Here is a 23,998-nt window from a genome sequence, read left to right as displayed (position 1 = left end):
TACGTTCCTCACTAAATCCCCCCCTCACAGACCCCCGCGGAGAGGTGCCGGAGTGGTCGAACGGGGCGGTCTCGAAAACCGTTGTGGGTGCAAGCCTACCCAGGGTTCGAATCCCTGTCTCTCCGCCACTATTCCAGTGAAAAACAGTGAAAATTAACGCGTTTCAGGGTCTAGCGGGGCTTTCGGGTTGGCGTTAGTTTAGACCAAAGGTGTCACACTATGACTCATTTGGGGTCCTCCGGCTATGTCAACTATGCTCCCTTTGGCGCCTACTATGTCACTTTTGGTCCCTTCCCAAATTCGTTCAGGCAAACAAAAAGGGACCCCGCGTCTGCAGGAATCCTTTTAGTTTTCGCGGCTTTTGTTGAGCTTAAGCGGATACCGTTGTCTCCTTCAGCCTTACTCGGGCGGGAAGCAGTCATTCGCAGCGGTGTGCGCCAAGGTCGGTTCCGGGTAAGACTAAGCACCAGCAACTTCGGCCATCGGAGTGACCGTTCGACGGGCCAAAGCGTTCTTCCTGCGGGCAGCCCGTTAGTTCTGATGCAACCATTATAGGTTCTACGTCGTCTATCTGCTAGGAGTGTAATCCGAATGCTCGGGACTGATTTCAAAAAACAACGTCATCCAGTCAGAACAATGCCTAAGCGTTCAACCAACGCTCGTTGAACGACTGCAAATCTGGGAGTGTTCGCTATTTCGTCCAGCGTCGCAACCCAGAGTGGAACCTCAATTTTTGGGGTGACGTCATGCGACCTGCGAAGCCTGGAATCCGTGTCGCCAAAAAACGTAGGCAAAAACGTTTTACCGACTCCTGCGGCGGCCATCTGCTGTAGCACCAAAAAACTGTCTGCCCCGTTTATCATTTCGTCAGCACTGACATTCTCCTCCAGCCATTTGGCAGGAAGCGAACTGCTTAACGCCCCATCAAGCCTCATCCATTTGCGATCGGGAGAGCCGTCGTCAAAGACTCCGAACGACAGTGTTCCTGCACGCTGCCCAATCAGCCCCTCCCCGAGCTTTATCGATGGGCGCACGGCGATGTCTGCGCTCAACCGGGATAAATCATGGTGACTATTTCCGCTTAGCAAAGTCAGTTTCAGGCTGGGGTAAAGCCGTGAGATCTCAATTAGTATTGGAGGTAGAACAATCTGGCAAAGGCTGTCGGTGGATGTAATGCGAACATGGCCCACAGGAGAACGATTTGCGCCCACAATGGCCCGCTCCACCGAAAGTACCGCGTCCTCAACACTTTCCATAGCCGATAAGATCGCACTGGCTTCAGGGAGAACAGAATACCCTGATGGGCCCTTCTGAAAAACCATGCAGCCACTTTGCTCTTCGAATGCAGCAACTCTACGAAGGACCGTGGCATGCGTGACACCCAACGCCGCGGCGGCTGCATTCAATGAACCGTGTTTACTGACGGCAAGCGCATAGCGAATGTTATCCCAATTCTCGTTGTTCATAAATTAACAAGTGACGACGAATAACAAACAATTACAATAAATTTCGTTCAAGCTAACATTCGGCTTGTTGAACAGGGAGACACATCATGATGAAGAAGTTCTCAATTTTCGCGGCAGGTCTTTTGTCAGTTGCCGCTATTGGCGCAGCCATCGCCCATGAAAGCGAAAACCCGGCTGTGAAAGCTCGGACCTCAATCATGCAGCTCTATGCCTTCAATCTTGGTACGCTCGGCGGCATGGCTAAGGGAGAGATCGATTACGATGCTGACGCCGCAGCACGGGCCGCGAATAACCTTGTTGTTTTGACGCAGATCGACCAATCAGCGATGTGGCCCCCGGGATCCGACAATGTGTCCGATCCGTCCACTCGAGCATTGCCTGTGATCTGGGAAAGCTTCCCTGACGTGGGTGCTAAAGGACAGGCCATGGCAGATGCCGCTGTTTCGATGCAGACTGCCGCAGGGCAAGATGTTGATGCCCTGAAAGCTGCAATGGGCGATCTGGGCGGAAGCTGTTCGGCATGTCACAAAGCGTACAGAGCGCCAAAGAATTGATTGGGCACTGACGGTGCGGCGCTTTCTATTGTTCGTCGCAATTGTCGTCGTGTTGGTCGGGCTGGCCGGTTTGGTGCTGACCCGACCACAAAGAATGGATCAGACCCAACTGGTCGGTTTGACCCCTGATCTTGCCAGAGGTGAGTCTGTGTTCCACGCGGCAGGATGTGCTTCCTGCCATTCAGCGCCGGGGTCGGTTGGTGAAGACAAGCTTTTACTCGCCGGAGGCCGCCGGTTCGAGACGGATTTTGGCGCGTTCATTGCCCCCAACATATCCAGTGACCCGGAGGTTGGTATCAGGTCCTGGTCTGCACTGGATCTGGCCAATGCCCTGATTCATGGAACCGGACCCGAAGGGCAGCACTATTTTCCTGCGTTTCCCTATACGTCTTACGCCAACATGTCGGCCACAGACGTTGTTTCGCTTCATGCATTCCTCGGCACGCTGCCGGCGGTCGCAACCGAAAGCCTTGCGCATGAAGTAGGTTTTCCCTTCAACGTTCGGCGCGGGCTGGGGGGATGGAAGCTCTTGTTCATGTCACCAGGCTGGGTGGTCGAAGGTGATCTGACCGACCAACAAAGACAAGGCCGGTATCTGGTGGAGGCGCTGGGTCACTGCGCTGAATGCCATACGCCGCGCAACGGCTTGGGGGGGCTGCAACGCGATCTCTGGTTGACGGGTGCGCCAAATCCCAGCGGAAAAGGACGCATCCCTGGGCTGACCTCTGCCCAACTTGATTGGTCCGAGGCTGATATTGCCGAGTATCTGAAGTCTGGCTTCACGCCAGATTATGACAGCGCAGGTGGTGAGATGGTGGAGGTTATCGAGAACACATCACGCCTTACGGATGAGGAGCGCTTGGCTATTGCTGCCTATCTCAAAGCTGTTCCCGCGTCGTCGACAGGGCTTGCCTCGCAGTAACAGCCGTTCGGCACCATACAGCGAATGCGAAATGCAGTAGCGGGTCGCAAGCAGGAAGCTTCAAGGCCTGTTTCCTTTTCACCAAACACCTGTTTTACGTTTAGAAAATCGGAGCTCACCGATCGCCCGAGTTTCTGTTCATGATTGAGTGAGGGTTGTGGCCAAATGACACAAAAAATCGCTCTTTGGTCCATTCCGATATCCATTGCGGTACTGGCCCTGAAACTGCTGGCTTGGTGGCTGACAGGCTCGGTGGCGTTGTTATCGGACGCAATGGAATCTACCGTGAATGTCGCTGCGGCGTTGCTGGCATATTTTGCGGTTCGGGTTGCCAATAAACCCCCTGATGAAAACCACCCCTTTGGTCACAAAAAAGCCGAGTATCTTTCCGCCGTCGTAGAAGGCGCACTTATTGTGCTGGCAGCGTTCTTGATCATCAGAGAAGCCGTGTTGGCACTTCCGAACCCGCACCTAGAGGACGCGCCGCTGCTTGGAATTGCCATCAATATCGTTGCAACGGGCGTGAACGGTGCGTGGGCCTATCTATTGCTCAAAATCGGCAGGCGCGAGGGTTCACCTGCATTGGAGGCAAGCTCCCGGCACATTTTTACAGATGTCATGACTTCAGTTGGTGTCATCGCAGGTCTGATACTGGCGCTTGTCACCGGCTGGTTGATCCTCGACCCAATTCTGGCAATTCTTGTCGCGTTGAACATCTTGTGGGAGGGCTGGAAAGTCATACGGGCTTCCGTCGATGGTCTGATGGATGTGACACTGTCGGAGCATGATTTGCAGACCGTTTCTAAAGCAATCGAAGCAAACCTCGGCGCAGCCTTAGAATACCACGACCTAAAAGGGCGCAGGTCCGCAAATGTTATATTTGCGGAGTTTCACCTTGTTATGGACGGCACAATGCCAGTCAGTGCAGCGCATGATATATGCAATGACATCGAGGAAGAATTGGGTCGTTTGTATCCGGGTTCAGTCTTTGTCATTCACCTCGAACCCGATGACGAATTGAAGGGTGACGGGGTTAACTCCCACTAAACTTGTTTTTTAGCCCTGCAAAAACACTATTGATTTGACTGATCTGGCTAAGACGTTCGGCTTGAAATTCGTCAGACCTAAGCCCGATGTGGGCAAGCCGAACCAGAAGTAACCTGTCTCCAACGTCACGAAGCGTGACGCTCAGAATTGGAGGCGAAAATGAAAATTCAAAGAAAGCTGGGTCAACTTCTTGGTACTGCGGCGTTGGCTTCGTTGATTGCGGCGACGCCTTATGTGCCAGCATTTGATGAAGACGGTCGCCTACATTTTGAACCGTCATATGCCTTTGCAAAGAGCGGCAAGGGGAAAGATGGAGATGATCGCGACGACGACAGAGACGATGATCGCGACGACGACAGAGACGATGATCGTGACGACGACCGGGATGATGATCGTGACGACAATTCAGGATCAGGCAAAAGTGGTCGCGACGATGACGATGACGATGACGATGATGCCTCGAAACGTTCCAAAAAGGGCAGCGGAAAGAAAGATAGTTCTCAAGCTGGGGGCAAGCCGTCGGGTTCGACCGGGGTAACAAAGGTTGAAACAAACGCCAACGGCATTGAAGTGCGTTACGCTGACGGCACCAAGGAAGAGATCGAAAACGGGCGGTATGAGAGAAAAAATGCTCAGAACCGAACTGTCGAGGAGCGCCCCGCGACCGGTGCCGATGTCTCAAGGCTTCGGTCTTTGGCGAATGGTATCTCAATCGACAACGTACGCTCTTCCGGGCAAGGAGGTACTGCTGGAAGTCGACCCACGAAAATCGAACGCCAGGGCAACAATATTGAAGTAAACTATGCCAACGGTTGGAAAGAGGAGATCGAGTTTGGGCGCTACGAGTTGAAAGACCAGTACAATCGGACTGTTGTTGAGAGGAACGCTACGGCCTCAGATCGCCGGAGATTACAAGCGGTTGCAAACTAAGCAGCAACTATAGTCGATGATCCGTTGGCGGTTTCTCTTGGTGAGAGGCCGCCAACTTTGTCAAAGAGACCGCAGTTAGTCTCCCTTGTTCCAAACCTCATGAGCAATGAGTGCGGCCTCTACCCGATTTCGTGCATGAAGCTTGGACAGAATTGCCGTCATGTAATGCTTCACAGTCTTTTCCTGAAGATCCAATTCCTCGGCGATTTCTCTATTGCTTAACCCTTTAGCCACACGTCGAAGTATCTCTTCTTCGCGATGCGTAAGGTCATCGAGAATGCTGCCGTTCTTTGAGGTGCCGGTGTCAGCGTTGATTTGAAGCAGTACCCGAGAGGCCAAGCCCGGAGAAACGAACCCTTCACCTGCGGCTATGCTGCCTAGGGAAGCCGTCAACTCGCTCGCTGTCACTCCTTTCACGATATAACCAATCGCACCCGCCTCCAATGCGTCCGCGACATCGCTGCTGTTCTCTGAGACCGTTAAAATCGCAATGAAGGGCGGATTTGCCATCGCCGCAATTTGGCGTGTCGCGCTTATCCCACCACCGGGCATCGAGAGATCAAGAATGGCTACGTCCGGCTGATGCGTTCCGACAAGCGATATTGCCTCTTCAGCATTGGAACCAGCAGCCAAAACTTCGAACCCATCAGATTCCTCCAACGTTCGCTGCAAACCATCTCTGAAAATTGGATGATCATCTGCAATAACGACAGTTGTTGTCATGATACACTCATCTTTCTTGGAAACAGTGTCATAGCAATGGTGGTGCCTTCGCCCAGCCTCGTCGCGACTTCTAACCTGCCGCCAACACTCTCGACCCGATCCCGCAAACCCAATAACCCTTGGCCTCCATCGTTGCCCAAAGCGGTTTCTTCTGACTTATCAAATCCAGGTCCGTCGTCTTTGACCTTTACAACTATGCGGTCGCTCTGCACCTCAGAGGTAACAGTGCAGTTGGAAGCTGGGGCATATCTCGCGGCGTTGGAAAGCGTTTCCTGGAGGAACCGAAACACACACAGCTTGTCAGACAATGACAACTCCGGGGCCTTGCTACCCTGGAACGAAACGTCCGGCCGCAGCGGGCTTTGTTCTACGTGATCTTCTACGGCTCTCTTCACGACATCGACAAGTGCCAGCTTGTCGATGTCTGGCGCGGACAGTCCTCGCGAAATAGCACGAATTTCAGTCAGAGACTTCTGCAAAGACTGCTGGATTTCTTCTGCCTCCCTTGGCTTTTCAGAGCGTTCTGAAAACGCAGCCTCCAATCGTAGCGCGGCGAGCGACAGGTATTGCGCAGGACCATCATGTAGCTCTGCACCAAGATTCTTGAGGAACCGATCTGTTTGCGTGGCATATCTTTCTGACGCCTCGACCACACGCGCCCTCAGCAGGGCATTCTGCTCAGCCATCCTTTCACTTTCTGTCAGGCGCTGTTTAAGGAGATTCCCCTGTCGTCGAATTGTTTTGTCGCCAATTGCGACGATGGAATACAAAACAATAGTACTTGCCAGAAATGCGGAGCCGACGACCAACCAACTTGTTCGCCTGGCCTTGGCTAAGTCTAACTCCAGCTGATCAGCTCTTTCGTAGAACTCCGCAACTGCGATGATTTCGCCGGACCAGAGTTCGCGGATGGGGCTGTAAACTTCAAGTAATGGTATCCCAAGTGCCGCTTCGGCAGCGCTTTCGGCATGATCAAGCTCTTCGAAAGAGCCAGAGATTCCTCCGTTCCACGCTCGCCTTAAATCATCCGTTGGATTGAAACGGTTCCCAATGATGCCCGTGTCCGAGGCATGTGCAATCACGCCGCCTTGCTTCCAGAACTTGTACGAAACAATGCGGTCGCTCATTGGTTGGGTCATGAAAATCTCGTCCAGCGCAAGGCTTGCTTGCTCTGAAAGGCGGTCGCCATGCGCCAATTCTTGGCTGAGCGGGGATACTACGCTTTCCATATACAGCGCCGCGGAATTGGCGGAGTTCTGCACGACGGCGTTCTGAATTCGATTTGATACCCATACCCCGACGATCGCGGTAGCAGTGCCCATCACGAAAATGCTGGCCGCAAGAAATACTCGCGACAAAGACCAATTGCCAATCGTCAGGTCAGTTACTTTCGCTCTCATCGTGAAATCGACTATGAACTACTATCTGTTACCGTGCCACAGACCTTGGTCTGACGTGATTTGTCCAAATCTCGGACCCTGAGTTTCAGCCCAGAGGCCAGACTCAGATGTCTTCCATCATTGTCAGTCTTTGCGTCCGAGAGAGGGAGGTCCAGGTCATGGCACTTCTTCAAAAATCGCAGTCTTCCCACCCCGCTTGCTGAATAGAGGCGACGATTGTTCTGAGCTCGTGCGGGTTTTGATACTATACCTTCGCGTTCGTAGTAGCAGATGGTTTCTATTTCGACCCCGCCTTCGGGCTTTCAATAAACAGGTGTTCGGTTTTGGGGTCGCCATTTTGCGGCAGAGCTCAAGACGACTTCTTAAGGGTCGCCGGTAGATTCCTGCCCAGAATAAGCCGGCATCAAGCCCATACCCATTGCCGATTTTCCAGGTCCAAGCTGCCGCAATTCGGTTCCATCGGTGCTATCCATGGAGGACTTCTGGTTCATTCGACTAGCCCTGATCGCTTGGATTCAATTACAGTCTTTCAAGAATGACACCTCCACCCAGACCACACGTCAAGGCATGTACTGATAGTGCCGCATACCTTCCACATGTAACAGTCTCCTGACGGTCGCAGTGCATGCTAGGACCGAAACAACATGAAAACCCGCAATTGCGGGCCTGTGGACGTTAGGCGATTTGTTGAGGGCGATCAGGCGTCAGAGGCGCCCGAGAGCGATGTATGTCCGTATCCATGTTACAGTTTTTTTGACCAACAGCTTCAACCAAAACCACAAGACCTACTTGGGTTAGATATTCACCGACGCAACAGATATCGGAATGGCATTCCCCGCCATGATGCACGTGGTCATTTGCTTGATGTTGATCGGTCGTAGAATGTAAGCGGCTATGGTCGTGTTTGAACTCTGATGCTTTTGATGCGATCGAAACGTCATATTGGTCGTAAGTGTCTGCGATCTTAACGTCATTGTTTGTAAAAGCAAAAGTGCCGACGATTGTCATCGCCAAACGGACAGACGTCAGAAGCGTTACCTCAAAACAGTGATCAACTCACTTACCATAGACCGCACGAAGTGCGATCATAGCGAACGTGCAAACCCGAATCCGACAAAACTAAATTTGGTAGTACGGCGCACGTTAAAAAACGCGAATAGCCGCGGCTGAAGAAAAAAGTTGCCCAAATTGGAGGCAAATCAAGCGACCGGGGGCAACTACGCTTGGCCCAAGTTTTTTAGAATTGGACAGTCGGGCCGATTGTCTCCGGCGCATTCATTGATCAGATGAGACAGTGTCGCATGCATCGCCTTTAGGTCGGCAATCTTGGCATCAATCTCTTTCAAGTTCTGTTTGGCAATATCCTTTACATCTGCGCTTGCGCGTTCTTTGTCTTCGTACATCGCCAGTAGCGAGCGGCAATCCTCAATGGTGAAGCCCAAAGAACGAGCCCGCCCGATGAAAGCCAGTTTGTGCAGTTCCTTCTCGTCAAAATGGCGATATCCGTTCGGGCTGCGTCTGGGTTTGATGAATCCGATATCCTCGTAATAGCGGATGGTCTTGGCTGGCAGACCCGAACGTTCTGCTACATCTCCGATATTCACAGTGGTTCTCCCATTCTATTCGGCAGGCGCTGATCGCAGCGCCTGCTCGGTGCTCTGCGAGATCTGATCTCGCCCAACTTTGATCGGCTTTACCCAGCGCAACCGCAGCGCGTTGGTCAGAACAAATACACTGGACAGAGCCATGGCACCTGCAGCTAAAACCGGCGACAGTAGTGGACCGCCAAACGGGTATAGCGCCCCCGCCGCAACCGGTATAAGCAGCGTGTTGTAGCTGAACGCCCAAAACAGGTTTTGGCGGATGTTACGCATAGTTCGCCGACTAATACCGAAAGCGTTGACCACACCTGTAAGGTCGCCTGAGATCAGAACGACGTCGGCCGCCTCAATGGCGATGTCAGTGCCTGTACCAATTGCAATTCCAACGTCCGCAGCCGCAAGAGCGGGCGCATCATTGATGCCATCGCCTACAAAGGCCAGTTTCCCACCATTTGAACGCAGATCCTGCAACGCGGACACTTTACCTTCAGGTAGAACTTCGGCCACAACATGATCGATACCCAACTGCGCCGCGATGGATTTGGCAGTAGCGATATTGTCACCGGTGATCATCGCTACTTTCAGACCGAGTTTGTGTAAAGCTTCAATGGCGTCAGGCGTGGTGGTTTTGATTGGATCCGCCACAGCGATGACGGCTGCAATAAATCCGTCTACGGAGGCATAAAGTGGAGTCTTTCCGTTGATTGCGAGTTCAGCGCCCCGATCAGTCAACGCGCCCATTTCAACCCCTTCGCGACTCATCAGGCGGTCGGCCCCGATCAGGATTGTATGACCTTCGACTGAAGCGCTTACCCCGTAACCAGTGATCGAAGTGAAGTCTTCTGGCTTCGGAAGCTCCAGACCGTGAGTTTCAGCCGCGCGCACGATGGCCGTGGCGATTGGATGTTCGGATTTGACCTCAACTGAAGCAACAAGGCGCAGAACCTCATCCTCGATCATTCCTTCGGCCACAATCAGGTCGGTCAGTTCCGGGCGCCCTTCGGTCAAAGTCCCCGTCTTGTCCACCGCAACAACGGTGGCTTCCTGCAGCATTTGCAAGGCGTCGCCCTTTCGGAACAGGACGCCCATCTCGGCCGCGCGGCCGGTGCCAACCATGATTGAGGTTGGTGTGGCCAACCCCATGGCGCAAGGGCAAGCAATGATCAGTACCGCAACCCCGGCCACCATCGCCAGGCTGAGCGCGGGATCGGGTCCGAACAACATCCAAACCAGCACAGTCACAACGGCCACTGCGATCACTGCAGGCACGAACCACAGCGTGATGCGGTCGACCAGACCTTGAATCGGAAGCTTGGCACCCTGTGCTTGTTCGACCATCTGAATGATCTGGGCCAACATAGTGTCTGCGCCGATATTTTCGGCACGGTACGTCAATTCACCAGTGCCGTTTACGGTCCCTCCGACCACAGTTGCGCCTTCGCTCTTTTCAACAGGAACCGGCTCGCCGGTGATCATGCTTTCATCGACATATGACGCGCCGGTCATTACGGCACCATCCACCGCGATCTTCTCGCCCGGTCGAACGTGCACAATATCCCCAACAACGATCTGCTCGATCGGAAGCTCAATAACCGATCCGTCGCGCTCAACACGCGCTGTTTTTGCCTGCAGACCGACCAGTTTTCGGATCGCTTCACCAGTTCGGCCCTTGGCGCGCGCCTCGAGGAACCGCCCCAGCAATATGAGAACCACGATCACCGCTGCGGCCTCATAGTAGACGTTTGCGGTTCCGGCCGGAAGAATACCCGGCGCAAAGGTCGAGATCAGTGAGAACCCATATGCCGCCGAAGTACCCAGGGCCACCAGAGAGTTCATGTCCGGCGCGCCTTTGACCAAGGAAGGGAATCCCTTGGTATAGAACTGCAATCCTGGGCCAAAAAGAACGATCGTGGTCAGAAGGAATTGCAGGTAATAGCTGTTCTGGATACCGATTGTGCTCGCTATCAGGTGGTGCATGCCCGGAGTAACATGCGAGCCCATTTCAAGAATGAATACCGGCAAAGCGAGCAAAGCGGCAAAACTTGTTCGCCCAGCCAATTGGCGAATCTCTTCGGCTTTGCGGTCTTGTGGTTCGGTCTGCGTCGCGGATCGCAGGCTCGCCGGATAGCCAGCAAATGCCGCAAGCGCCGCGATGGCTTCGGGTGTGGTGACACCCTCGGCATAACGCACAGTAGCACTCTCGGTGGCCAAATTGACCGACGCGGACAATACGCCATCATCAGCTTGCAAGGCGCGTTCAACGCGCCCTACACATGATGCGCAGGTCATGTTCTGCACGTCCAGAGTGACCTCTTCGGTCCGTACCGGGTATCCGGCGCTGCTTAGCGCATCTGCAATCGCCGCCTTATCAGCTGGATCGCCGAAATCGACCTGAACGCTTTCGCTGGCAAGATTAACCGAAGCGGCATCTACCCCTGGAACAGCTTTCAGCGCGCGCTCGACCCGTCCTACGCAGGAAGCGCAGTTCATACCCTGTACCTGAAACCGCACAAGTGAATTCTTAGTCATGTTATCACCACAAGTATTATGCTGATGGGCAACATAAGGGTTCCAGCAGGTGGAAGGTCAAGTGTTGATGCTAACTTTCTTTCCCAATAACTTTGCGTCGACTTCCGGCGCCTCCATATCTGCGCGCAATTGATCCTCGTCCAGGCCAAGTTCCCGAACAACTTTCATAACAGTGGCCTCAGTGGCGCAACCGTTCAGAGCCATAAGCACCCAATGAAATTCTTCGTATTTTCCCTGGTTTCGTGAGACAAGGCGGTGCCTGCCGCCAAGTCGGAACCTTCTCCGAGTATGCGCCATTCTCAATAAACCACTCGGGCATCGGAATCGCCTGCGATTACGTTTTTCACGACTGGGGCAGCGCGTTTGCAATATGGGCAGTTATAGTCAAAAAAACTCGACCACGGTTACGTCGCCTTCCGGGTTTCCGATGACAGGCGCATTCGGATCCTGTTCCAGCAATTCACGCTGATTTTCCAAGACGCTTCCAATTGCTTCTGCTCTTGCATGATCCTCGCGCTGTTGAAGAAATTGAATCGCATGCATGATGATCTCAGGGTTTTCCAAATGGCTTCGAGAGCCAGTCGTTTTACATCGGCTTCAGACAGCTCGTCGGCGCGAGCCGTAGGAACGCCAATCGACATGGCGATGGCGATTGAGCCTGCAAGTATTAGGTTCACATCAGCTTCCTTCCGTTTGTTCTGCCTTGGTGCGCTGCTCTTGCAGCTTGCGTTCCCGATCCGGCCAACTCTCCTTGATGAAGGCGAGGATGTCCCAGATATCCTGATCCGACAGGGTTTCTCCGAAACCCGGCATGCCGCTTTTGACGTCAGCGACACCCATCTGTTTCAAGGTTTGATCCCCGCCAAGTTTGGTATAGTCGAACAACAGCTTGTCGCCGTGATGCCAGGTGTGTCCGGTTCGGTCATGTGGGGGCGCCCGCAAGACGCCATCTGGATCAGGTGTTTGCCAATCAGGCTGACCCTCCAATTTTGCTCCGTGGCATAACGCACAATTTTCGGCGTACAAAACTGAACCACGTGCCGAATCCGCCGATGCACTGTTCTGTGCACGCCCACTAAGGCCCCAGCCAGCGACCGCGACAATGATCACCACAGCAGCCAGTGACACCCATTTCGCCGCGCTCTTGTTCATCACGCCACGCTCAGCCAGGTCTTCATACCAGCGGCCTGATGCGACAGCATGTGGCAATGAAACAGCCAGCCCCCCGGGTTATCCGCAACGAACGCAATCTCCCGCGTTTCCATCCGGTCAACCAGTATTGTGTCTCGCAGCGGTCCCAGGCTCCCGTTCGGCAGAACTTCCTGAAAGTGCGTCCCGTGCAAGTGCATGGCGTGCGCAAAGACAGTGTCGTTCTGCATCTGAATCCGGATTATTTCGCCACGCGAAACGGAAGCGAGCGGGTCTTCGGGCAACCCTGCGACACCGTTGAATGTCCAGATCTGTCCTTCCTGAACCAACTCATTGGCGCTCATGACTTGGCCGTTGTAAGTACCTTGACGCAGTCCGCCCATCGCCCCGCCTTCCATCAACAATGGAACCTTTAAGGCGTCAGAAACATCTTCAAGAAAAGAAACAGGGTTGGGTGGCAGAGCTCCGATCTCACCGCGATTAGCAGATGTACCGCTTCCCGAAACCGGGATCTCAGCGATGACAAATGATTCATCGCGTTCGTGAAGAGTTATTTGAATGGCTTCGCTCGATTCCGCTGTGACATCGACGATCAAGTCTGCTCGCTGTGCAGGCCCGAAAACAAGGATTTCAAAATCCTCTGGCTGCCTTACAGGCATGCCATCATAAGCGACCAGTTTCCCGTTTGCGCCACCTATTGAGACATACATGATCCGATCAGTTGCCACGTTGACCATTCGAAGTCGCAAACGTTGGTTTGTCAGAACTTCTGTCATGGGCGATATGTGCGCGTGAACGTAATTTCCCATTCGGCCTGCATGCGTCCAGTCATGCATCGCGCCAAAATCATCGACGATTTGGGCGTCCTGACCCAACCTCCAGTCATCGAGCAGGATCGTAATGTCACGATCCGTGTCCGGCGGGTCCGTTTCGTCGACGATGAACGCGCCGTAAAGGCCCCTGGCCACTTGTTCCGTTGACTGGTTATGAGAGTGGTACCAGAAGGTTCCTGCATCCTTCAGGGGCAAGTCATACTGAAACTCGCCGCTTGTTGGTACAGCCTCCTGTGTAAGACCCGGCACCCCATCCATGTTGTTTGGAACGCGCAGTCCATGCCAATGGATTGCCGTAGGCTGAGGCAGTGAGTTCAGGAGCGTCCGGCGAACCGTTTCGCCCTGCCGGGCACGAATTTCGGGGCCCGGAACACCGCCATCATATCCCCATATCTCGGTTTCAGGATAGCTGTCGGGGGCAACACGTGCCAATCCTGAACGCGCCTCGATTATTCGGGGGGCGGTAGCCGCCCTCCCGATAACCGGCACTGCGATTAGTGCCGACGTGCCTGCAACGAATTGCCTGCGATTGAGCTTCATGAGGACTTCCCTCCAAAGAAAATTTGATCTCTCACTCGATTACCCCCCGTCGTGCACATCCAGCAGATAGGTCGCCATTGCCTTCCGGTCTTCGTCTGTCAGAAAGCTGGTGCCATAGTTTACGACCTCTCCCATGGCGCCGCCGAAGACATCGCCATCAGGCATGACGCCGGTGCGCAACGCGTAGGCCAAATCATCTACCGTCCAACCACGCTTTTGCAGGGTCTCAAAGTCGATGGCCGGTGCCTTGTCACCGCCCGGCGGGGAGTCACTTCCTTTGAAGTGTTCCGTGTCCGAATTTCTTGCGCCAGCCAGGTTCCTCCCGGTGTGGCAGGCCGCACAATGCGTGGCACCTTCGACCAGTAGCCGGCCCCGGTTCCACACTTCGTCATTGCCCGGCACGGGATCAGTGCGGGGTGGTTCCAGAAAAGCCGCGCGCCACAGCTTCAGGCCCCATCTCTGATTGAAGGGGAACGCCATTTCCTGCTCTTTTGACGGTTCCGCTACCGGTGCAACCGTTTGCCAGGCGGCCCAGAGATCGGCGATATCCTGATCCGTGAAATTGGCATAGAACGGATAAGGAAAGGCCGGATAGTAGGGTTGTCCGCCGGGTGACACGCCTTGACGCACAGCGCGAGCAAACTCCTCGATTGTCCAGTCACCGATCCCGTGATCGGGATCTGTGGTCAGGTTCGGCGAAAAGAGCGTGCCGAACGGGGTATCCAACTCCACCCCACCGGCCAAGGGCGCGCCCCCTTTGGCAAAATCTGTGTGGCAAGCGATACAGCCACTTGCCCTTGCCAGATAAGCCCCGCGGTTAACGTCACCCTGAATGTCGAGAGCTTGTAAGGGCTGGCCAATTGGCCAAGCCATCACGGCAACAAGTCCCGCTGACGCCGTTACGGCGGCAGCAAGGCCCAATCGGAATATCGGTCTCATGACGCATTCCTATTCCGACCGAAATTGCGTGTGACATGCCGAGCATGTCTGGCTCAGCATCATGAACACACCATCTGCCGGCATTTCAGAAAGTTGTGCCTGGTTTGGACTGCCGCCCATCATTCCGGCACCCATCATAGAACCGCCACCCATCATGGATGCGCCGCCCATCATGCCCGAACCATGGCCCGACCCGGACATCATCAACCCGTTGTCCGCCGCAAGCACAAGGCCTTCAGAGTAGGTTTCCAACTGGCTGGCTAACTCTGCAAATGAACCCCAATCCTGCCAGATCTCCGATTTGGCCTCCGAGGGTTTGCCATCAGATCCCTCTGGAAACAGCTTTGTCATGCCCTCGCCAGCGTACCGCCCGATTTTCTTGGCCTCGCTTCGTACCGTTTGCGCATTGTAGGGCGTTTTCCCCTGCATCATCGGCGTAAGGATCTTCATGCTGTCCTTCATCGCGGACATACCATCCATGCGTTCTTTGACGATGCCGGTTGCGCCACCATGCGCCAGGGCGGCGGCTGCGAACAGAGAAACCAGGGCAACGCCTGTGGTCATTTTTAGAATGTTCATTGTTTTGTCCTTGTCGTCTGCTTCGACGCGCCCAGGTTGAGCGCAATTCGACTGGTCAGATCAGGACGCGCGGCGGTGGTGGGTCAAACGCCGCGATACCGAGAACCCGGTATTGGGCTCGAGGGATCGAGTATCTTTGTTCAGTATCTTGGGGGCCAGGCGGTGGTGGACCCATCGAAAATAGACCAACAGCGTTGCAAATCGTTCCGCCATGACAATGTCCGGGATGACCCTGCTTGACATGCTCAACATCCGCGGAGTCCGTTTGGTCAATCACGTGCTGTGAACCACTGCCATGTGCATGAGCAGAATCGGCCGTCACAAGCAGCCCGCCAATGGTCAGCACCATTGACAGTATGATGTAACGAATTGCACTGCCCATTCGGCTCGTCACCTTCAGAAAATCCCGTTTTCCTGCTGCAGCTCTCTGATATACGCCACGATGCCTTTCACATCCGCACGGGTCAAGCCATCGACCGGCGGCATATTGCCGAACTTCCAATGGTGTGCCCGAACTCCATTCTGGACTGCCACATAAAATGACTCGTCCGAATGGTGGCTTGGTTCATAGATTTTATGCACCAAAGGTGGTGCAAGGCCTTGCAGACCTGTTGCATTCGCGCCATGGCACGCCGAACATTTGACGTCGAATGCCACTTTGCCGACGGCCGCAAATTCGCTTAGCTGGTCCGGCAGATTGACGTTTTCGATTGGGTCTCCTTGCTCCAGTGCTGACGTATCAGGTGGCGTCATCGAGTGACCTGTTGGTTGCTGGTTAAGGTTGTAGACGATTGCAGCGGCACCTGCGATCGCTACCCCGGCTATCAAGAGTGTAAGCTTATCCATCTCAGTGTTTCACATGATTTTCAGTTGTTCTGTATTAGCAGGCGTCCGAAAGACTAACTGACCAAGGTCAAATCAGTTTTACCTGCGTACCAATGGTGGCGAGTTCAAACAGTTCAGCGATCTGCTCATTGTAAAGACCGATACAGCCGTTCGAAGATTTCCGGCCGATTTTTCGCGTATCGTTGGTGCCATGAATTCGATAGTACTGCCAGCTCAGGTAAAGTGCATGCGTGCCGAGCGGGTTCTCCGGACCGGGCCCTACATAATCAGGCCACGCTGGATTGCGCTCTTTCATAGCCGGTGTCGGTCGCCACGACGGCCCTTCGACCTTTCTTATGATCGTCGTGTACCCAAGCCGCGTGAGGTCTTCCGTGAGTGGGACGCTGCTTGGGTACAGACGATAGACGCTTTGATCCTCGGACCAATATTGCAGCACTTTAGACTGGGTGTCTGATAGGATAGCGCCGTTTTTGAGGGTCTCAAAATGGTCCTGCCATTGCGCTACGCGAAACGACGATACATTGCGATGCGTACCGGCAGTTGATCCGGATTGAGCCCAAACGGCCGGTGTGGGAATAAGTGTCGTCGCAGCAAATCCGGCAATCACCCGGCGGCGTGAAATGCCGTGTCTATTTTTGCTCTGCTTCATGCCTGTCGTCCAAAACGATTATTGTTGTTACTCGACTCAATTTACTCGTATGCCCGGTTCCTGCGCTGGAAGGTCAACATGCAAAAGCTTTGCATAAGCGATATGTCATTTGGCAGGTCACAACGGCTGGGTAGGGATTTAATCCCCAGAGGCGCACTCAAATCATCAAGCCGTTGTGGAAAAACAGTTTTCTTGGACGTGTCCTCAGGCCGCTTCAAACCAAACTTGGCTATTTTGAATTGGCCGAGCACAAAAAAGCAACGCTAACAATCGCTTAGTTCTTGGTGAATTGAAGTGATCTCCCGCCGGTGCGAGGGTAACAGCTACTACAACTGACAATCATAGTGGGCTACGCGTCATGTCCTCCAAGAAAGCTTTGCAAGCACTGGCCGTACTTTTGTTCATCAGCGCCTGTACTGAAACAACATCGCTATCTGCAGATAGCGAGCCCGGAACGCTTTCGCGAGTTCCGGACGCCGTCGCCGAGATCGCGGCGCCTGGGCAGGACCTGACCGCTGTTAAAATCATGCCCGAGGACGGGTGCTATTGGTATCGCTACGTTGGGCCTGTCGAAACAACTTTCCTGCCACTCAGGACTATTGACGGGCGCCCGATCTGTACGCGCGCCTAACAAACGCCTGTCAGCTGGTCGCGGTCAGAAGCCGCTCGGGGGGATAGAGATGCGCCGTAGACCCTGCCCTGACGCGATCATAAAGCCCGATGATATGCGGCATAGCCATCCTTACGCAGCCGGAACTTGCGCGACCTCCGATGGATCTTGGGTAAGGTGTTCCGTGAATTCGCAAGTATGTATCGCGACTACCTTCGTATAAATACAACGCCCTTGATCCCAATGGGTTTGTCGGCCCACCGGGCACACCATCCGCAAATTGAGTATATTCCTCAGGGTCGCGCTCAATCATTTCGGCGGTGGGAGTCCAACGCGGCCATTTGGCCTTTCGCTTGATTGTGTAGACTCCGGGCTCGTAAAGATTACCCCGCGCAATGGCTACGCCGTAACGCATTGCCATGCCACCGTCTTCGATGAAATACAGATAGCGTGCGACAGCATCGACATGGATGTCACCCGGAACAAGTGCTCGGTTGGTTTGCACGCGCTGAGGCAGGAAACGCGGGTGTAGCCCCCAAGGATTAGATTTCGCGGGATCAAAATTGGGCGGTGTTACCCTGGCGTCCCATGCCGCCCATTGGGAAGAAGTAGATGCTGTTGCGCGTGTCGAAAACAACGGCTGAGAAAGCATCGCTAATGAAGATGCAACAAAGTGCCTCCTGTTAAGCATAGTTCCCACCGCTCCCAATTTTTTAAGGCCCCAGAAAAGGCAAATCGGTTCGTAACATCTCAAGTATTGAGCGATGTGTCTATTCATTCATGGGGCCAGAGCAATCTTGCTGGCAACGTGGTGCTTTTTGCCAACTGTGCTGAGATTTTATCATAGAGAGGTGCGTCGAAGTTAGTAATCTCCAGTCTCAGCTCTACGACGCTCTTCTATGACACCCCTACCCGCTTACCATGCCGACTTGCATATTTTCGCCCTTGTTTTATTGGTGTGAGCTCTTTTGACTTGATATCGAAAACCGTTGTGGGTGCAAGCCTACCCAGGGTTCGAATCCGTGTCTCTCCGCCACTCATTCAGAGTCGCAAAACCCTTCTGACAGCACAAATCGATAGCATCGCTGCCTGTTGGTCGGTTCGTAGCGTTTGCAAGGCGCTCAGCGCAAGAAAATGACCGGGCACATGCGTGTTGGCGTGTTATCGCCACGCCCTACCTGCCAGATCAGCGTAGCATGGCTCATGCCCGTATTCTGCTGACATTTCTCGGGAATTCCCCTTTGCGACTCGCTAGCGTTGACCCATCCCGGCGACACATTTTCCAAAGGAGACACACATGTCGCGTACACTTATTGTTGCAGTCGTCATCGCCGCAATTGGCGCTGGCGGATACCTTTACCTCAACCAACCCGAGCCGACACCGGCCGAGCAGCTTCAGGCAGCCGAGCAGGATGTGAACGATGCTGTGGACGAAACCGCTTCCGCTGCTCAGGACACCGCGACGGATGCGGCAGATACGGCCACGGATGCAGCCACTTCCCTGACGGATCAAGCCGCAGATGCGGTGGACTCAGCGGCTGAGCAAGTTGGCGATGCAGCGTCTTCACTGACCGAACAAGCCAACGAAGCTGCGTCTTCGGTTGCTGAACAGGCCGGCGATCAGGTTGCTGCAGTGGCAGGCCAAGGTCAGGACCTGTTCAACTCCTGGATTCAAGGGGGCATGTTGACGATACAGAATTTCGATTACGAAACGATGGTCGCATCAGTCGAAAACAGTACTCTGACTGAAGAAGTTAAGACTGGCGCAATCCGGATCCTTGATGACATCAAGGCCTCGCCGGAATTGGTTGTCGAAAAAATGCAGGATTTGCGCAACCTGCTGACCCAACAATAAAAACCAAAGGGCCGATCCGACGGGTCGGCCCTTTGCCGCGCATCTGATGAGCTGCCGCGACGTAAAATCCCGGTTTGGTTGACCCGGCGCACCGCTTTTGTTTGGTTTGCGACAAACTCCAGCCTGTATCGCAGCCAGAGCTTCCCCGCCTGAACCCTGGTTATCGGCCACCCGGTCGCGTGCTATACATGCGCTTTTAAGGATGAAAAACATGTCTGCTCTTCCCTCCTCGATGTTCGCTACAATTCTGAAACATGACGGATATTCTGGCGCAATGACCGGGCCTGTGATCGACGATGCCGCGGATTGGCTGGCTGAGGCGGAGCTGCCAGTTCCCGAACCGGGTCCGGGGCAGGTTCTGATCCGTTTGCGGACCGCATCCGTCAACCCTTCTGACATGCATTTCATCAAGGGTGAATATGGGCAGCCACGCGTTAAAGGTGCAGCTGCTGGTTTTGAAGGATGCGGGGATGTCGTCGCTACAGGCAAAGGCGCCGAGGCTCTGCAAGACCAGCGTGTTGCCTTTGTTGCGGCAGGTTCCGGAGCATGGGCTGAGTACGTTGTGACTCAGATGCAGATGTGCATCCCACTGCGCCCCGATATCTCGGACGACGACGGGGCGGCGCAGATTGTGAATCCGCTAACCGCGATGGCGATGGTCGACATAGCAAAAGAGGCGGGTGAGGCGTTTGTCGTTTCTGCTGCAACCAGTCAGTTGGGCAAACTGATGTGCAGTCTAGGTCGGGATCTCGGGTTGAAACCGATCGCTTTGGTCCGCCGTGAAGAGACAGTCGAGTCGCTGAAAAACTTGGGCGCATCCGAAGTTTTGGTCACTACAGACCCAGACGTGGCACAGAAATTCTCGGACCTGAGCGCGACGCTAAAACCGCGCGTGTTCCTGGATGCGGTGATGGACCAGCTTTCTGAACAGCTGTTCTGCGCCATGCCCAATCAGGCGCGTTGGGTTTGCTATGGCAAGCTGGGCAGCGACTCGCCTACGCTCACACAGACCGGGCAGTTGATATTCATGGGCAAGCGGATCGAAGGGTTCTGGCTGACCCAATGGATGATGTCCACGCCCCCCGCCAATCAGATGCGTGTGGTGGCCGAGGTTCAGGCGCGTTTTGCCGATGGTCGGTGGAAAACTGATGTGTCGGAACGGCTTACGTTGAAGAATCTGATCCCAAATCTCGCCGATGCGCTGAAAAAGAGTGACGGAAAGGTGATTATCACGCCATAGTAGAGCAAGACCCGCGCATCTAAGCAAACCTGCGGGCTGTTCAAACGTCGGGCCACCGACATGGGGAGGAGAGTTTGGATAACGCGCAGCTGCTGATCAGCGGGCTGGCGAATGGCTGTGTCTACGGCCTGATCGCACTTGGCTTTGTTCTGATCTACAAAGCGACCGAGGCTGTGAATTTCGCGCAAGGCGATTTCATGATGCTGGGCGCCTTCGTCACCATTGGCCTGACAAATACTGAATATATGGGCCTGCCCTTTTGGCTGGCTCTGCCGATCTCCTTGGGGATCATGGGGGCTTTGGGCTACCTTCTGGATCGCCTGATCATCCGCCGCTTGTTTGGGGAAAGCCAGACCGCGGTTGTCATCCTCACCATCGCATTGGGTTTTGTGATCCGGTTTGTCGCTGGTCTGATCTGGGGACACGAACCGCAGACGCTGCAAAACCCATTGGCCGGCAAAGAAGTCCGGTTTGGCGGGCTGGTGCTGGGGATGGAGGATGTGGCTGTAATTGTCGTCACGATCCTGCTGACCTGGGGCCTTTACGTCTTTTTCAGCAAAACAAGATTGGGGCTGGCGATGCAGGGCGCCTCCCAGAACCAGCTGGCTGCCTATTACATGGGTATCCCTGTCAAACGTGTTCAGGGGATTATCTGGGCTTTAGCCGGAGTGGTGGCCGGAATCGCTGGCATTCTTTTTGCCGCCAAAGGGTCTGTTGATCCAACCACCGGCCTGTTGGGAATAAAGGCTTTTGCAGCTGCCGTGATAGGTGGGTTCGGCAGCCTTCCTGGTGCCTTGGCCGGAGGATTGATTGTTGGTGTGATAGAACCCTTTGCCAGCCGTTACATAGCAGCGGGTTACAGTCAGATCGCGCCATACGCTTTGCTTCTGGCGGTCCTCATATTCCGGCCCAACGGGCTGTTCAGTCAGGTTCGGGTCAAGAAGGTCTAAACGCATGCGGATTGTTTTCAAAACAGATTACATGCAGGATATCAGGCCGTGGAAAGACAGTTTTCAACTGACCATGTACTTGATCCTGCTGGCAATTGTCGCCGCAGCACCTTGGCTTCTGGATGACTTTTATCTCGGCGAGCTGACCAACGTGCTGATCTGGGCCATCGCAGGTCTCGGCCTGATGATCCTGACAGGGCACACGGGTCAGGTCAGCCTGGGCCACGCAGCGTTTCTTGCCTTTGGCTGTTATGCCAATGTCATCCTGATCGAAGCTGGCGTTCCCTTCCTGGTCGCCTTCCCTCTGGCGGGTATCCTGACCGGGATTGCCGGCGTAACGGTCGCCATCCCTGCCCTGCGCCTGCATGGCATATACCTTGCGATTTTCACCATGGCCCTGTCCATCCTGATGGACGACGTCATCGTATTGGCCGAACCGATCACCGGCGGCGTCGCGGGTAAGTATCTGGGTGGCGTAGAAATCTTCGGCCATCTGGTCGACCGTTGGGCGACACCGGATCAGTTCTTCTGGCTGGTCCTGATCGTCGCTATTTTTGTAACCCTTGGGTATATCAACCTGCTGCGCGCACCGTTGGGGCGCAGCTTCATTGCCGTGCGCGATTCCGAGGTCTCGGCGCAGGCGATGGGTGTGGACGTTGCCAAAACCAAGACGCTCTCGTTTGCGCTGTCTTGTGCGGTGACCGGATGGGCCGGCGCGCTGATGGGGCTTTATGCCGGCGCGTTCAACAACGAAACGTTCAGTGTCATAATCTCAATCCAGTTGCTGATGATGATCGTCATCGGCGGCTTGGGCTCAATCCACGGCGCCTTTCTTGGGGCTATCGTCATTGGCTTTCTGCCGCAGTTCTTGTCGATCTCGAAGGAATACGTTGCGGCGGCGTTTGGTGGTAACACGGTCGCCATCCCGGGGCTGGAATTTGGCATCTTCGGCGTGATCCTGATTTGCTTTATCCTGTTCGAACCCATGGGCATGTATGGCCGCTGGCTGAAAATCCGCACTTGGTTCGAGCTTTTCCCGTTTTACCGCAAAGACATGTTCAAACGTCAGAAATCCTATCTCAAGACGGAGCGTCTGAGATGAGTATGCTGGAGTTTGAAAACGTCACGCTAAAGTTCGGTGGCCTGACCGCTGTGAATGATCTGTCGTTCGAGGTTCAAGAAGGCGAGGTGTTTGCCATCGTCGGACCCAACGGTGCCGGTAAATCCACTGTATTCAATCTGATCTCGCGCTTTTACGATCCTTACGCGGGCTCTATCCGGTTTGACGGGCATGATCTGCTTCAGGTGAAACCCTCGGGCGTTGCTGAATATGGGGTCGCGCGCACGTTTCAGAATATCGAGCTTTTCGAGCACGCGACTGTCCTGCAGAACCTGCTGGTCGGGCGGCATCGACATCGCAAAACCAATCTGGTCTCAGAGATCCTGTTCACCCCCTCGGCGCGGCGCCAAGAGTTGGAGAACCGCGAAAAAGTCGAAGAAATCATCGATTTTCTCGATCTTCAAGCCTTCCGTGACAAGATGATTTCAGGCCTGCCCTATGGTGTGCGCAAAGTGGTCGAGGTCGCCCGCGCGCTGGCCACCGACCCAAAATTACTGCTGCTGGATGAACCGGCCTCGGGCCTGTCTGTCGAAGAGACTACGGACATGCGCTGGTGGATCGATGACATCCGGCGGCAGATGGGGATCACGGTGTTGATGGTCGAACATGACATGGGGTTGGTATCCGGCGTGTCTGACCGGGTTTTGGCCATGGCCGACGGGGCAAAACTGGCCCTTGGCACCCCAGCCGAGGTACAGTCGCACCCCGCCGTGGTCGAGGCGTATCTGGGGAAAGCTTCATGAGTGAGCCAATCCTGAAGATCCGCAATATCGAGAGTTTCTATGGCCCGATCATGGCCATCCGTGGTGTCTCGCTGGATGTTCACCCAGGTCAGATCGTTTCTATTCTTGGGGCCAACGGCGCGGGCAAGACAACGCTGATGAAGACCGTGTCCGGTGTCATGGATCCTGAAAAGGGCAAGATCACCTTTGATGGGCAGGACATCCAAGGGTCTGAACCGCACAAGGTCGTGCAGAAAGGTATCGTACATGTTCCCGAAGGGCGCGAAGTCTTCCCCCTGCTCACAGTGGATGAAAACCTGAGCCTTGGGGCTTATACACTGACAGACAAAGCGCAGATCGAACGCGACCGGGACTTGGTTTTTAGCTATTTTCCGGTTCTGAAAGACCGTCGCGGGCAAGAGGCCGGAACCCTGTCAGGCGGTCAGCAACAGATGCTGGCAATCGGACGTGGGCTGATGGCCAATCCCAAGATCATGCTGTTGGATGAACCCTCGCTCGGCCTGTCCCCGTTGCTGGTACAAGAGATCTTCGGCATCCTCAAACGCCTGAATGATGAACAGAACATGACAATGATGCTGGTTGAACAAAACGCCCACGCAGCTTTGGAACTGGCCGATCATGGATATGTCATGGAGGTTGGCCGCATTGTCATGGATGGCGCGGCAGATGTTTTGCTAGAATCCGAAGACATTCAGGATTTCTACCTTGGCGCTCAGCAAGATGGCGCGCGCGAAAATCGCCGCTGGAAGCGTAAAAAGACGTGGAGGTGACCC

The 23,998-nt window shown here is 54.5% G+C and carries 27 protein-coding genes, 1 tRNA gene and 1 pseudogene; 12 read left to right on the top strand and 17 right to left on the bottom strand.

What is annotated here, in order from left to right:
- Window positions 1–38 precede the first annotated feature (38 nt).
- Window positions 39–128: transfer RNA gene (locus tag Q1B13_RS09315), tRNA-Ser, on the top strand.
- 492 nt (window positions 129–620) lie between these two features.
- Here the strand turns inward: Q1B13_RS09315 and Q1B13_RS09310 are convergent.
- Window positions 621–1,466 (bottom strand): LysR family transcriptional regulator, encoded by an 846-nt coding sequence (locus Q1B13_RS09310; protein WP_299075319.1) that lies wholly within the window; start codon window positions 1,464–1,466, stop codon window positions 621–623.
- A gap of 86 nt (window positions 1,467–1,552) precedes the next feature.
- Here Q1B13_RS09310 and Q1B13_RS09305 point away from each other — a divergent pair, with 86 nt between their 5' ends.
- The 4 genes from Q1B13_RS09305 to Q1B13_RS09290 all read left to right on the top strand — a co-directional run bounded on the left by Q1B13_RS09305 (window position 1,553) and on the right by Q1B13_RS09290 (window position 4,919).
- On the top strand, window positions 1,553–2,020 hold the full coding sequence (locus Q1B13_RS09305) for a cytochrome c (RefSeq protein ID WP_298935509.1): 468 nt from the start codon (window positions 1,553–1,555) through the stop codon (window positions 2,018–2,020).
- 13 nt (window positions 2,021–2,033) lie between these two features.
- A complete protein-coding gene (locus Q1B13_RS09300) occupies window positions 2,034–2,942 on the top strand; it encodes a cytochrome c (RefSeq protein WP_299075316.1) in 909 nt (302 codons plus the stop codon).
- A 165-nt stretch (window positions 2,943–3,107) separates the two neighbouring features.
- Window positions 3,108–3,989, top strand: a complete 882-nt coding sequence (locus tag Q1B13_RS09295) for a cation diffusion facilitator family transporter (RefSeq protein ID WP_299075313.1) — start codon at window positions 3,108–3,110, stop codon at window positions 3,987–3,989.
- 159 nt (window positions 3,990–4,148) lie between these two features.
- Window positions 4,149–4,919 carry a hypothetical protein gene (locus Q1B13_RS09290; RefSeq protein WP_299075311.1) on the top strand — a complete coding sequence of 257 codons (771 nt, stop codon included), beginning with the start codon at window positions 4,149–4,151 and terminating at the stop codon, window positions 4,917–4,919.
- 75 nt (window positions 4,920–4,994) lie between these two features.
- On the opposite strand, the gene Q1B13_RS09285 is transcribed toward Q1B13_RS09290, so the two are convergent.
- From Q1B13_RS09285 to Q1B13_RS09220, 15 genes and pseudogenes are all read right to left on the bottom strand, one after another.
- Window positions 4,995–5,642, bottom strand: a complete 648-nt coding sequence (locus tag Q1B13_RS09285) for a response regulator transcription factor (RefSeq protein WP_298935517.1) — start codon at window positions 5,640–5,642, stop codon at window positions 4,995–4,997.
- Window positions 5,639–6,964: a sensor histidine kinase gene (locus tag Q1B13_RS09280; protein ID WP_299799778.1), complete on the bottom strand. Its 1,326-nt coding sequence runs from the start codon at window positions 6,962–6,964 to the stop codon at window positions 5,639–5,641. Before Q1B13_RS09280 ends, Q1B13_RS09285 begins: the two co-directional genes overlap by 4 nt.
- Before the next feature lie 89 nt (window positions 6,965–7,053).
- The gene (locus Q1B13_RS09275) at window positions 7,054–7,323 is read right to left on the bottom strand and encodes a MerR family transcriptional regulator (protein ID WP_299076631.1); all 270 of its coding nucleotides are present in this window, start codon (window positions 7,321–7,323) and stop codon (window positions 7,054–7,056) included.
- An 81-nt stretch (window positions 7,324–7,404) separates the two neighbouring features.
- Window positions 7,405–7,533: a hypothetical protein gene (locus tag Q1B13_RS09270; protein WP_299799777.1), complete on the bottom strand. Its 129-nt coding sequence runs from the start codon at window positions 7,531–7,533 to the stop codon at window positions 7,405–7,407.
- 726 nt (window positions 7,534–8,259) lie between these two features.
- On the bottom strand, window positions 8,260–8,646 hold the full coding sequence (cueR, locus tag Q1B13_RS09265) for a Cu(I)-responsive transcriptional regulator (RefSeq protein WP_299075308.1): 387 nt from the start codon (window positions 8,644–8,646) through the stop codon (window positions 8,260–8,262).
- 15 nt (window positions 8,647–8,661) lie between these two features.
- Window positions 8,662–11,172, bottom strand: coding sequence for a heavy metal translocating P-type ATPase (locus Q1B13_RS09260; RefSeq protein WP_299075305.1), 2,511 nt, complete (start codon window positions 11,170–11,172; stop codon window positions 8,662–8,664).
- A 299-nt stretch (window positions 11,173–11,471) separates the two neighbouring features.
- A pseudogene (locus Q1B13_RS27010) lies at window positions 11,472–11,522 on the bottom strand (hypothetical protein); the annotation flags it as partial.
- Between the two features lie 34 nt (window positions 11,523–11,556).
- Window positions 11,557–11,715, bottom strand: a complete 159-nt coding sequence (locus Q1B13_RS09255) for a hypothetical protein (RefSeq protein WP_299075302.1) — start codon at window positions 11,713–11,715, stop codon at window positions 11,557–11,559.
- 135 nt (window positions 11,716–11,850) lie between these two features.
- A complete protein-coding gene (locus Q1B13_RS09250; protein ID WP_299075299.1) occupies window positions 11,851–12,324 on the bottom strand; it encodes a cytochrome c in 474 nt (157 codons plus the stop codon).
- Window positions 12,324–13,694: a multicopper oxidase family protein gene (locus Q1B13_RS09245; RefSeq protein ID WP_299075296.1), complete on the bottom strand. Its 1,371-nt coding sequence runs from the start codon at window positions 13,692–13,694 to the stop codon at window positions 12,324–12,326. The genes Q1B13_RS09250 and Q1B13_RS09245 overlap by 1 nt, the downstream gene beginning before the upstream one ends.
- Window positions 13,695–13,733: 39 nt before the next feature.
- Window positions 13,734–14,633 (bottom strand): c-type cytochrome, encoded by a 900-nt coding sequence (locus Q1B13_RS09240; protein ID WP_299075293.1) that lies wholly within the window; start codon window positions 14,631–14,633, stop codon window positions 13,734–13,736.
- A 9-nt stretch (window positions 14,634–14,642) separates the two neighbouring features.
- Complete coding sequence (locus Q1B13_RS09235; protein WP_299075290.1) at window positions 14,643–15,212, bottom strand: cytochrome c; 570 nt, start codon at window positions 15,210–15,212, stop codon at window positions 14,643–14,645.
- 60 nt (window positions 15,213–15,272) lie between these two features.
- On the bottom strand, window positions 15,273–15,455 hold the full coding sequence (locus Q1B13_RS09230) for a hypothetical protein (protein WP_299075287.1): 183 nt from the start codon (window positions 15,453–15,455) through the stop codon (window positions 15,273–15,275).
- Between the two features lie 153 nt (window positions 15,456–15,608).
- Complete coding sequence (locus Q1B13_RS09225) at window positions 15,609–16,058, bottom strand: cytochrome c (protein WP_299075284.1); 450 nt, start codon at window positions 16,056–16,058, stop codon at window positions 15,609–15,611.
- A 67-nt stretch (window positions 16,059–16,125) separates the two neighbouring features.
- Window positions 16,126–16,707 (bottom strand): L,D-transpeptidase, encoded by a 582-nt coding sequence (locus Q1B13_RS09220; protein WP_298935538.1) that lies wholly within the window; start codon window positions 16,705–16,707, stop codon window positions 16,126–16,128.
- Between the two features lie 358 nt (window positions 16,708–17,065).
- On the opposite strand from Q1B13_RS09220, the gene Q1B13_RS09215 reads away from it, so the two are divergent.
- Window positions 17,066–17,338: a hypothetical protein gene (locus tag Q1B13_RS09215; protein ID WP_299075281.1), complete on the top strand. Its 273-nt coding sequence runs from the start codon at window positions 17,066–17,068 to the stop codon at window positions 17,336–17,338.
- A 10-nt stretch (window positions 17,339–17,348) separates the two neighbouring features.
- Here the strand turns inward: Q1B13_RS09215 and Q1B13_RS09210 are convergent, their stop codons facing one another.
- On the bottom strand, window positions 17,349–18,008 hold the full coding sequence (locus tag Q1B13_RS09210) for a L,D-transpeptidase (protein ID WP_299075278.1): 660 nt from the start codon (window positions 18,006–18,008) through the stop codon (window positions 17,349–17,351).
- Window positions 18,009–18,614: 606 nt separating this feature from the next.
- On the opposite strand from Q1B13_RS09210, the gene Q1B13_RS09205 reads away from it, so the two are divergent.
- From Q1B13_RS09205 to Q1B13_RS09180, 6 genes are all read left to right on the top strand, one after another.
- Window positions 18,615–19,172, top strand: a complete 558-nt coding sequence (locus Q1B13_RS09205; RefSeq protein ID WP_299075275.1) for a hypothetical protein — start codon at window positions 18,615–18,617, stop codon at window positions 19,170–19,172.
- Window positions 19,173–19,383: 211 nt separating this feature from the next.
- On the top strand, window positions 19,384–20,412 hold the full coding sequence (locus tag Q1B13_RS09200) for a zinc-binding dehydrogenase (RefSeq protein WP_299075272.1): 1,029 nt from the start codon (window positions 19,384–19,386) through the stop codon (window positions 20,410–20,412).
- Between the two features lie 74 nt (window positions 20,413–20,486).
- Entirely contained in the window at window positions 20,487–21,362 is an 876-nt protein-coding gene (locus tag Q1B13_RS09195) for a branched-chain amino acid ABC transporter permease (protein ID WP_298935545.1), read from the top strand.
- 4 nt (window positions 21,363–21,366) lie between these two features.
- Entirely contained in the window at window positions 21,367–22,464 is a 1,098-nt protein-coding gene (locus Q1B13_RS09190; RefSeq protein ID WP_299075269.1) for a branched-chain amino acid ABC transporter permease, read from the top strand.
- Window positions 22,461–23,225: an ABC transporter ATP-binding protein gene (locus tag Q1B13_RS09185; RefSeq protein WP_299075267.1), complete on the top strand. Its 765-nt coding sequence runs from the start codon at window positions 22,461–22,463 to the stop codon at window positions 23,223–23,225. Before Q1B13_RS09190 ends, Q1B13_RS09185 begins: the two co-directional genes overlap by 4 nt.
- Window positions 23,222–23,995 (top strand): ABC transporter ATP-binding protein, encoded by a 774-nt coding sequence (locus tag Q1B13_RS09180; protein ID WP_299075249.1) that lies wholly within the window; start codon window positions 23,222–23,224, stop codon window positions 23,993–23,995. The genes Q1B13_RS09185 and Q1B13_RS09180 overlap by 4 nt, the downstream gene beginning before the upstream one ends.
- Window positions 23,996–23,998: the final 3 nt, after the last annotated feature.

The organism is uncultured Ruegeria sp. (assembly GCF_947489545.1).
Lineage (GTDB): Bacteria > Pseudomonadota > Alphaproteobacteria > Rhodobacterales > Rhodobacteraceae > Ruegeria.
The sequence above is the reverse complement of the archived record's forward strand: the minus strand, read 5'-3'. Positions and strand labels throughout refer to the sequence as shown.

Coding starts and splice junctions, on each gene's coding strand:
- Q1B13_RS09285 (WP_298935517.1), bottom strand. CDS start 5,642: ATGACAACAACTGTCGTTATTGCAGATGATCATCCAATTTTCAGAGAT.
- Q1B13_RS09205 (WP_299075275.1), top strand. CDS start 18,615: ATGTCGCGTACACTTATTGTTGCAGTCGTCATCGCCGCAATTGGCGCT.
- Q1B13_RS09250 (WP_299075299.1), bottom strand. CDS start 12,324: ATGAACAAGAGCGCGGCGAAATGGGTGTCACTGGCTGCTGTGGTGATC.
- Q1B13_RS09230 (WP_299075287.1), bottom strand. CDS start 15,455: ATGTCAAGCAGGGTCATCCCGGACATTGTCATGGCGGAACGATTTGCA.
- Q1B13_RS09220 (WP_298935538.1), bottom strand. CDS start 16,707: ATGAAGCAGAGCAAAAATAGACACGGCATTTCACGCCGCCGGGTGATT.
- Q1B13_RS09305 (WP_298935509.1), top strand. CDS start 1,553: ATGATGAAGAAGTTCTCAATTTTCGCGGCAGGTCTTTTGTCAGTTGCC.
- Q1B13_RS09210 (WP_299075278.1), bottom strand. CDS start 18,008: ATGCTTAACAGGAGGCACTTTGTTGCATCTTCATTAGCGATGCTTTCT.
- Q1B13_RS09255 (WP_299075302.1), bottom strand. CDS start 11,715: ATGCATGCGATTCAATTTCTTCAACAGCGCGAGGATCATGCAAGAGCA.
- Q1B13_RS09310 (WP_299075319.1), bottom strand. CDS start 1,466: ATGAACAACGAGAATTGGGATAACATTCGCTATGCGCTTGCCGTCAGT.
- Q1B13_RS09215 (WP_299075281.1), top strand. CDS start 17,066: ATGTCCTCCAAGAAAGCTTTGCAAGCACTGGCCGTACTTTTGTTCATC.
- Q1B13_RS09280 (WP_299799778.1), bottom strand. CDS start 6,964: ATGGGCACTGCTACCGCGATCGTCGGGGTATGGGTATCAAATCGAATT.
- Q1B13_RS09295 (WP_299075313.1), top strand. CDS start 3,108: ATGACACAAAAAATCGCTCTTTGGTCCATTCCGATATCCATTGCGGTA.
- Q1B13_RS09185 (WP_299075267.1), top strand. CDS start 22,461: ATGAGTATGCTGGAGTTTGAAAACGTCACGCTAAAGTTCGGTGGCCTG.
- Q1B13_RS09240 (WP_299075293.1), bottom strand. CDS start 14,633: ATGAGACCGATATTCCGATTGGGCCTTGCTGCCGCCGTAACGGCGTCA.
- Q1B13_RS09190 (WP_299075269.1), top strand. CDS start 21,367: ATGCGGATTGTTTTCAAAACAGATTACATGCAGGATATCAGGCCGTGG.
- Q1B13_RS09180 (WP_299075249.1), top strand. CDS start 23,222: ATGAGTGAGCCAATCCTGAAGATCCGCAATATCGAGAGTTTCTATGGC.
- Q1B13_RS09235 (WP_299075290.1), bottom strand. CDS start 15,212: ATGAACATTCTAAAAATGACCACAGGCGTTGCCCTGGTTTCTCTGTTC.
- Q1B13_RS09245 (WP_299075296.1), bottom strand. CDS start 13,694: ATGAAGCTCAATCGCAGGCAATTCGTTGCAGGCACGTCGGCACTAATC.
- Q1B13_RS09200 (WP_299075272.1), top strand. CDS start 19,384: ATGTCTGCTCTTCCCTCCTCGATGTTCGCTACAATTCTGAAACATGAC.
- Q1B13_RS09260 (WP_299075305.1), bottom strand. CDS start 11,172: ATGACTAAGAATTCACTTGTGCGGTTTCAGGTACAGGGTATGAACTGC.
- Q1B13_RS09225 (WP_299075284.1), bottom strand. CDS start 16,058: ATGGATAAGCTTACACTCTTGATAGCCGGGGTAGCGATCGCAGGTGCC.
- Q1B13_RS09270 (WP_299799777.1), bottom strand. CDS start 7,533: ATGAACCAGAAGTCCTCCATGGATAGCACCGATGGAACCGAATTGCGG.
- Q1B13_RS09290 (WP_299075311.1), top strand. CDS start 4,149: ATGAAAATTCAAAGAAAGCTGGGTCAACTTCTTGGTACTGCGGCGTTG.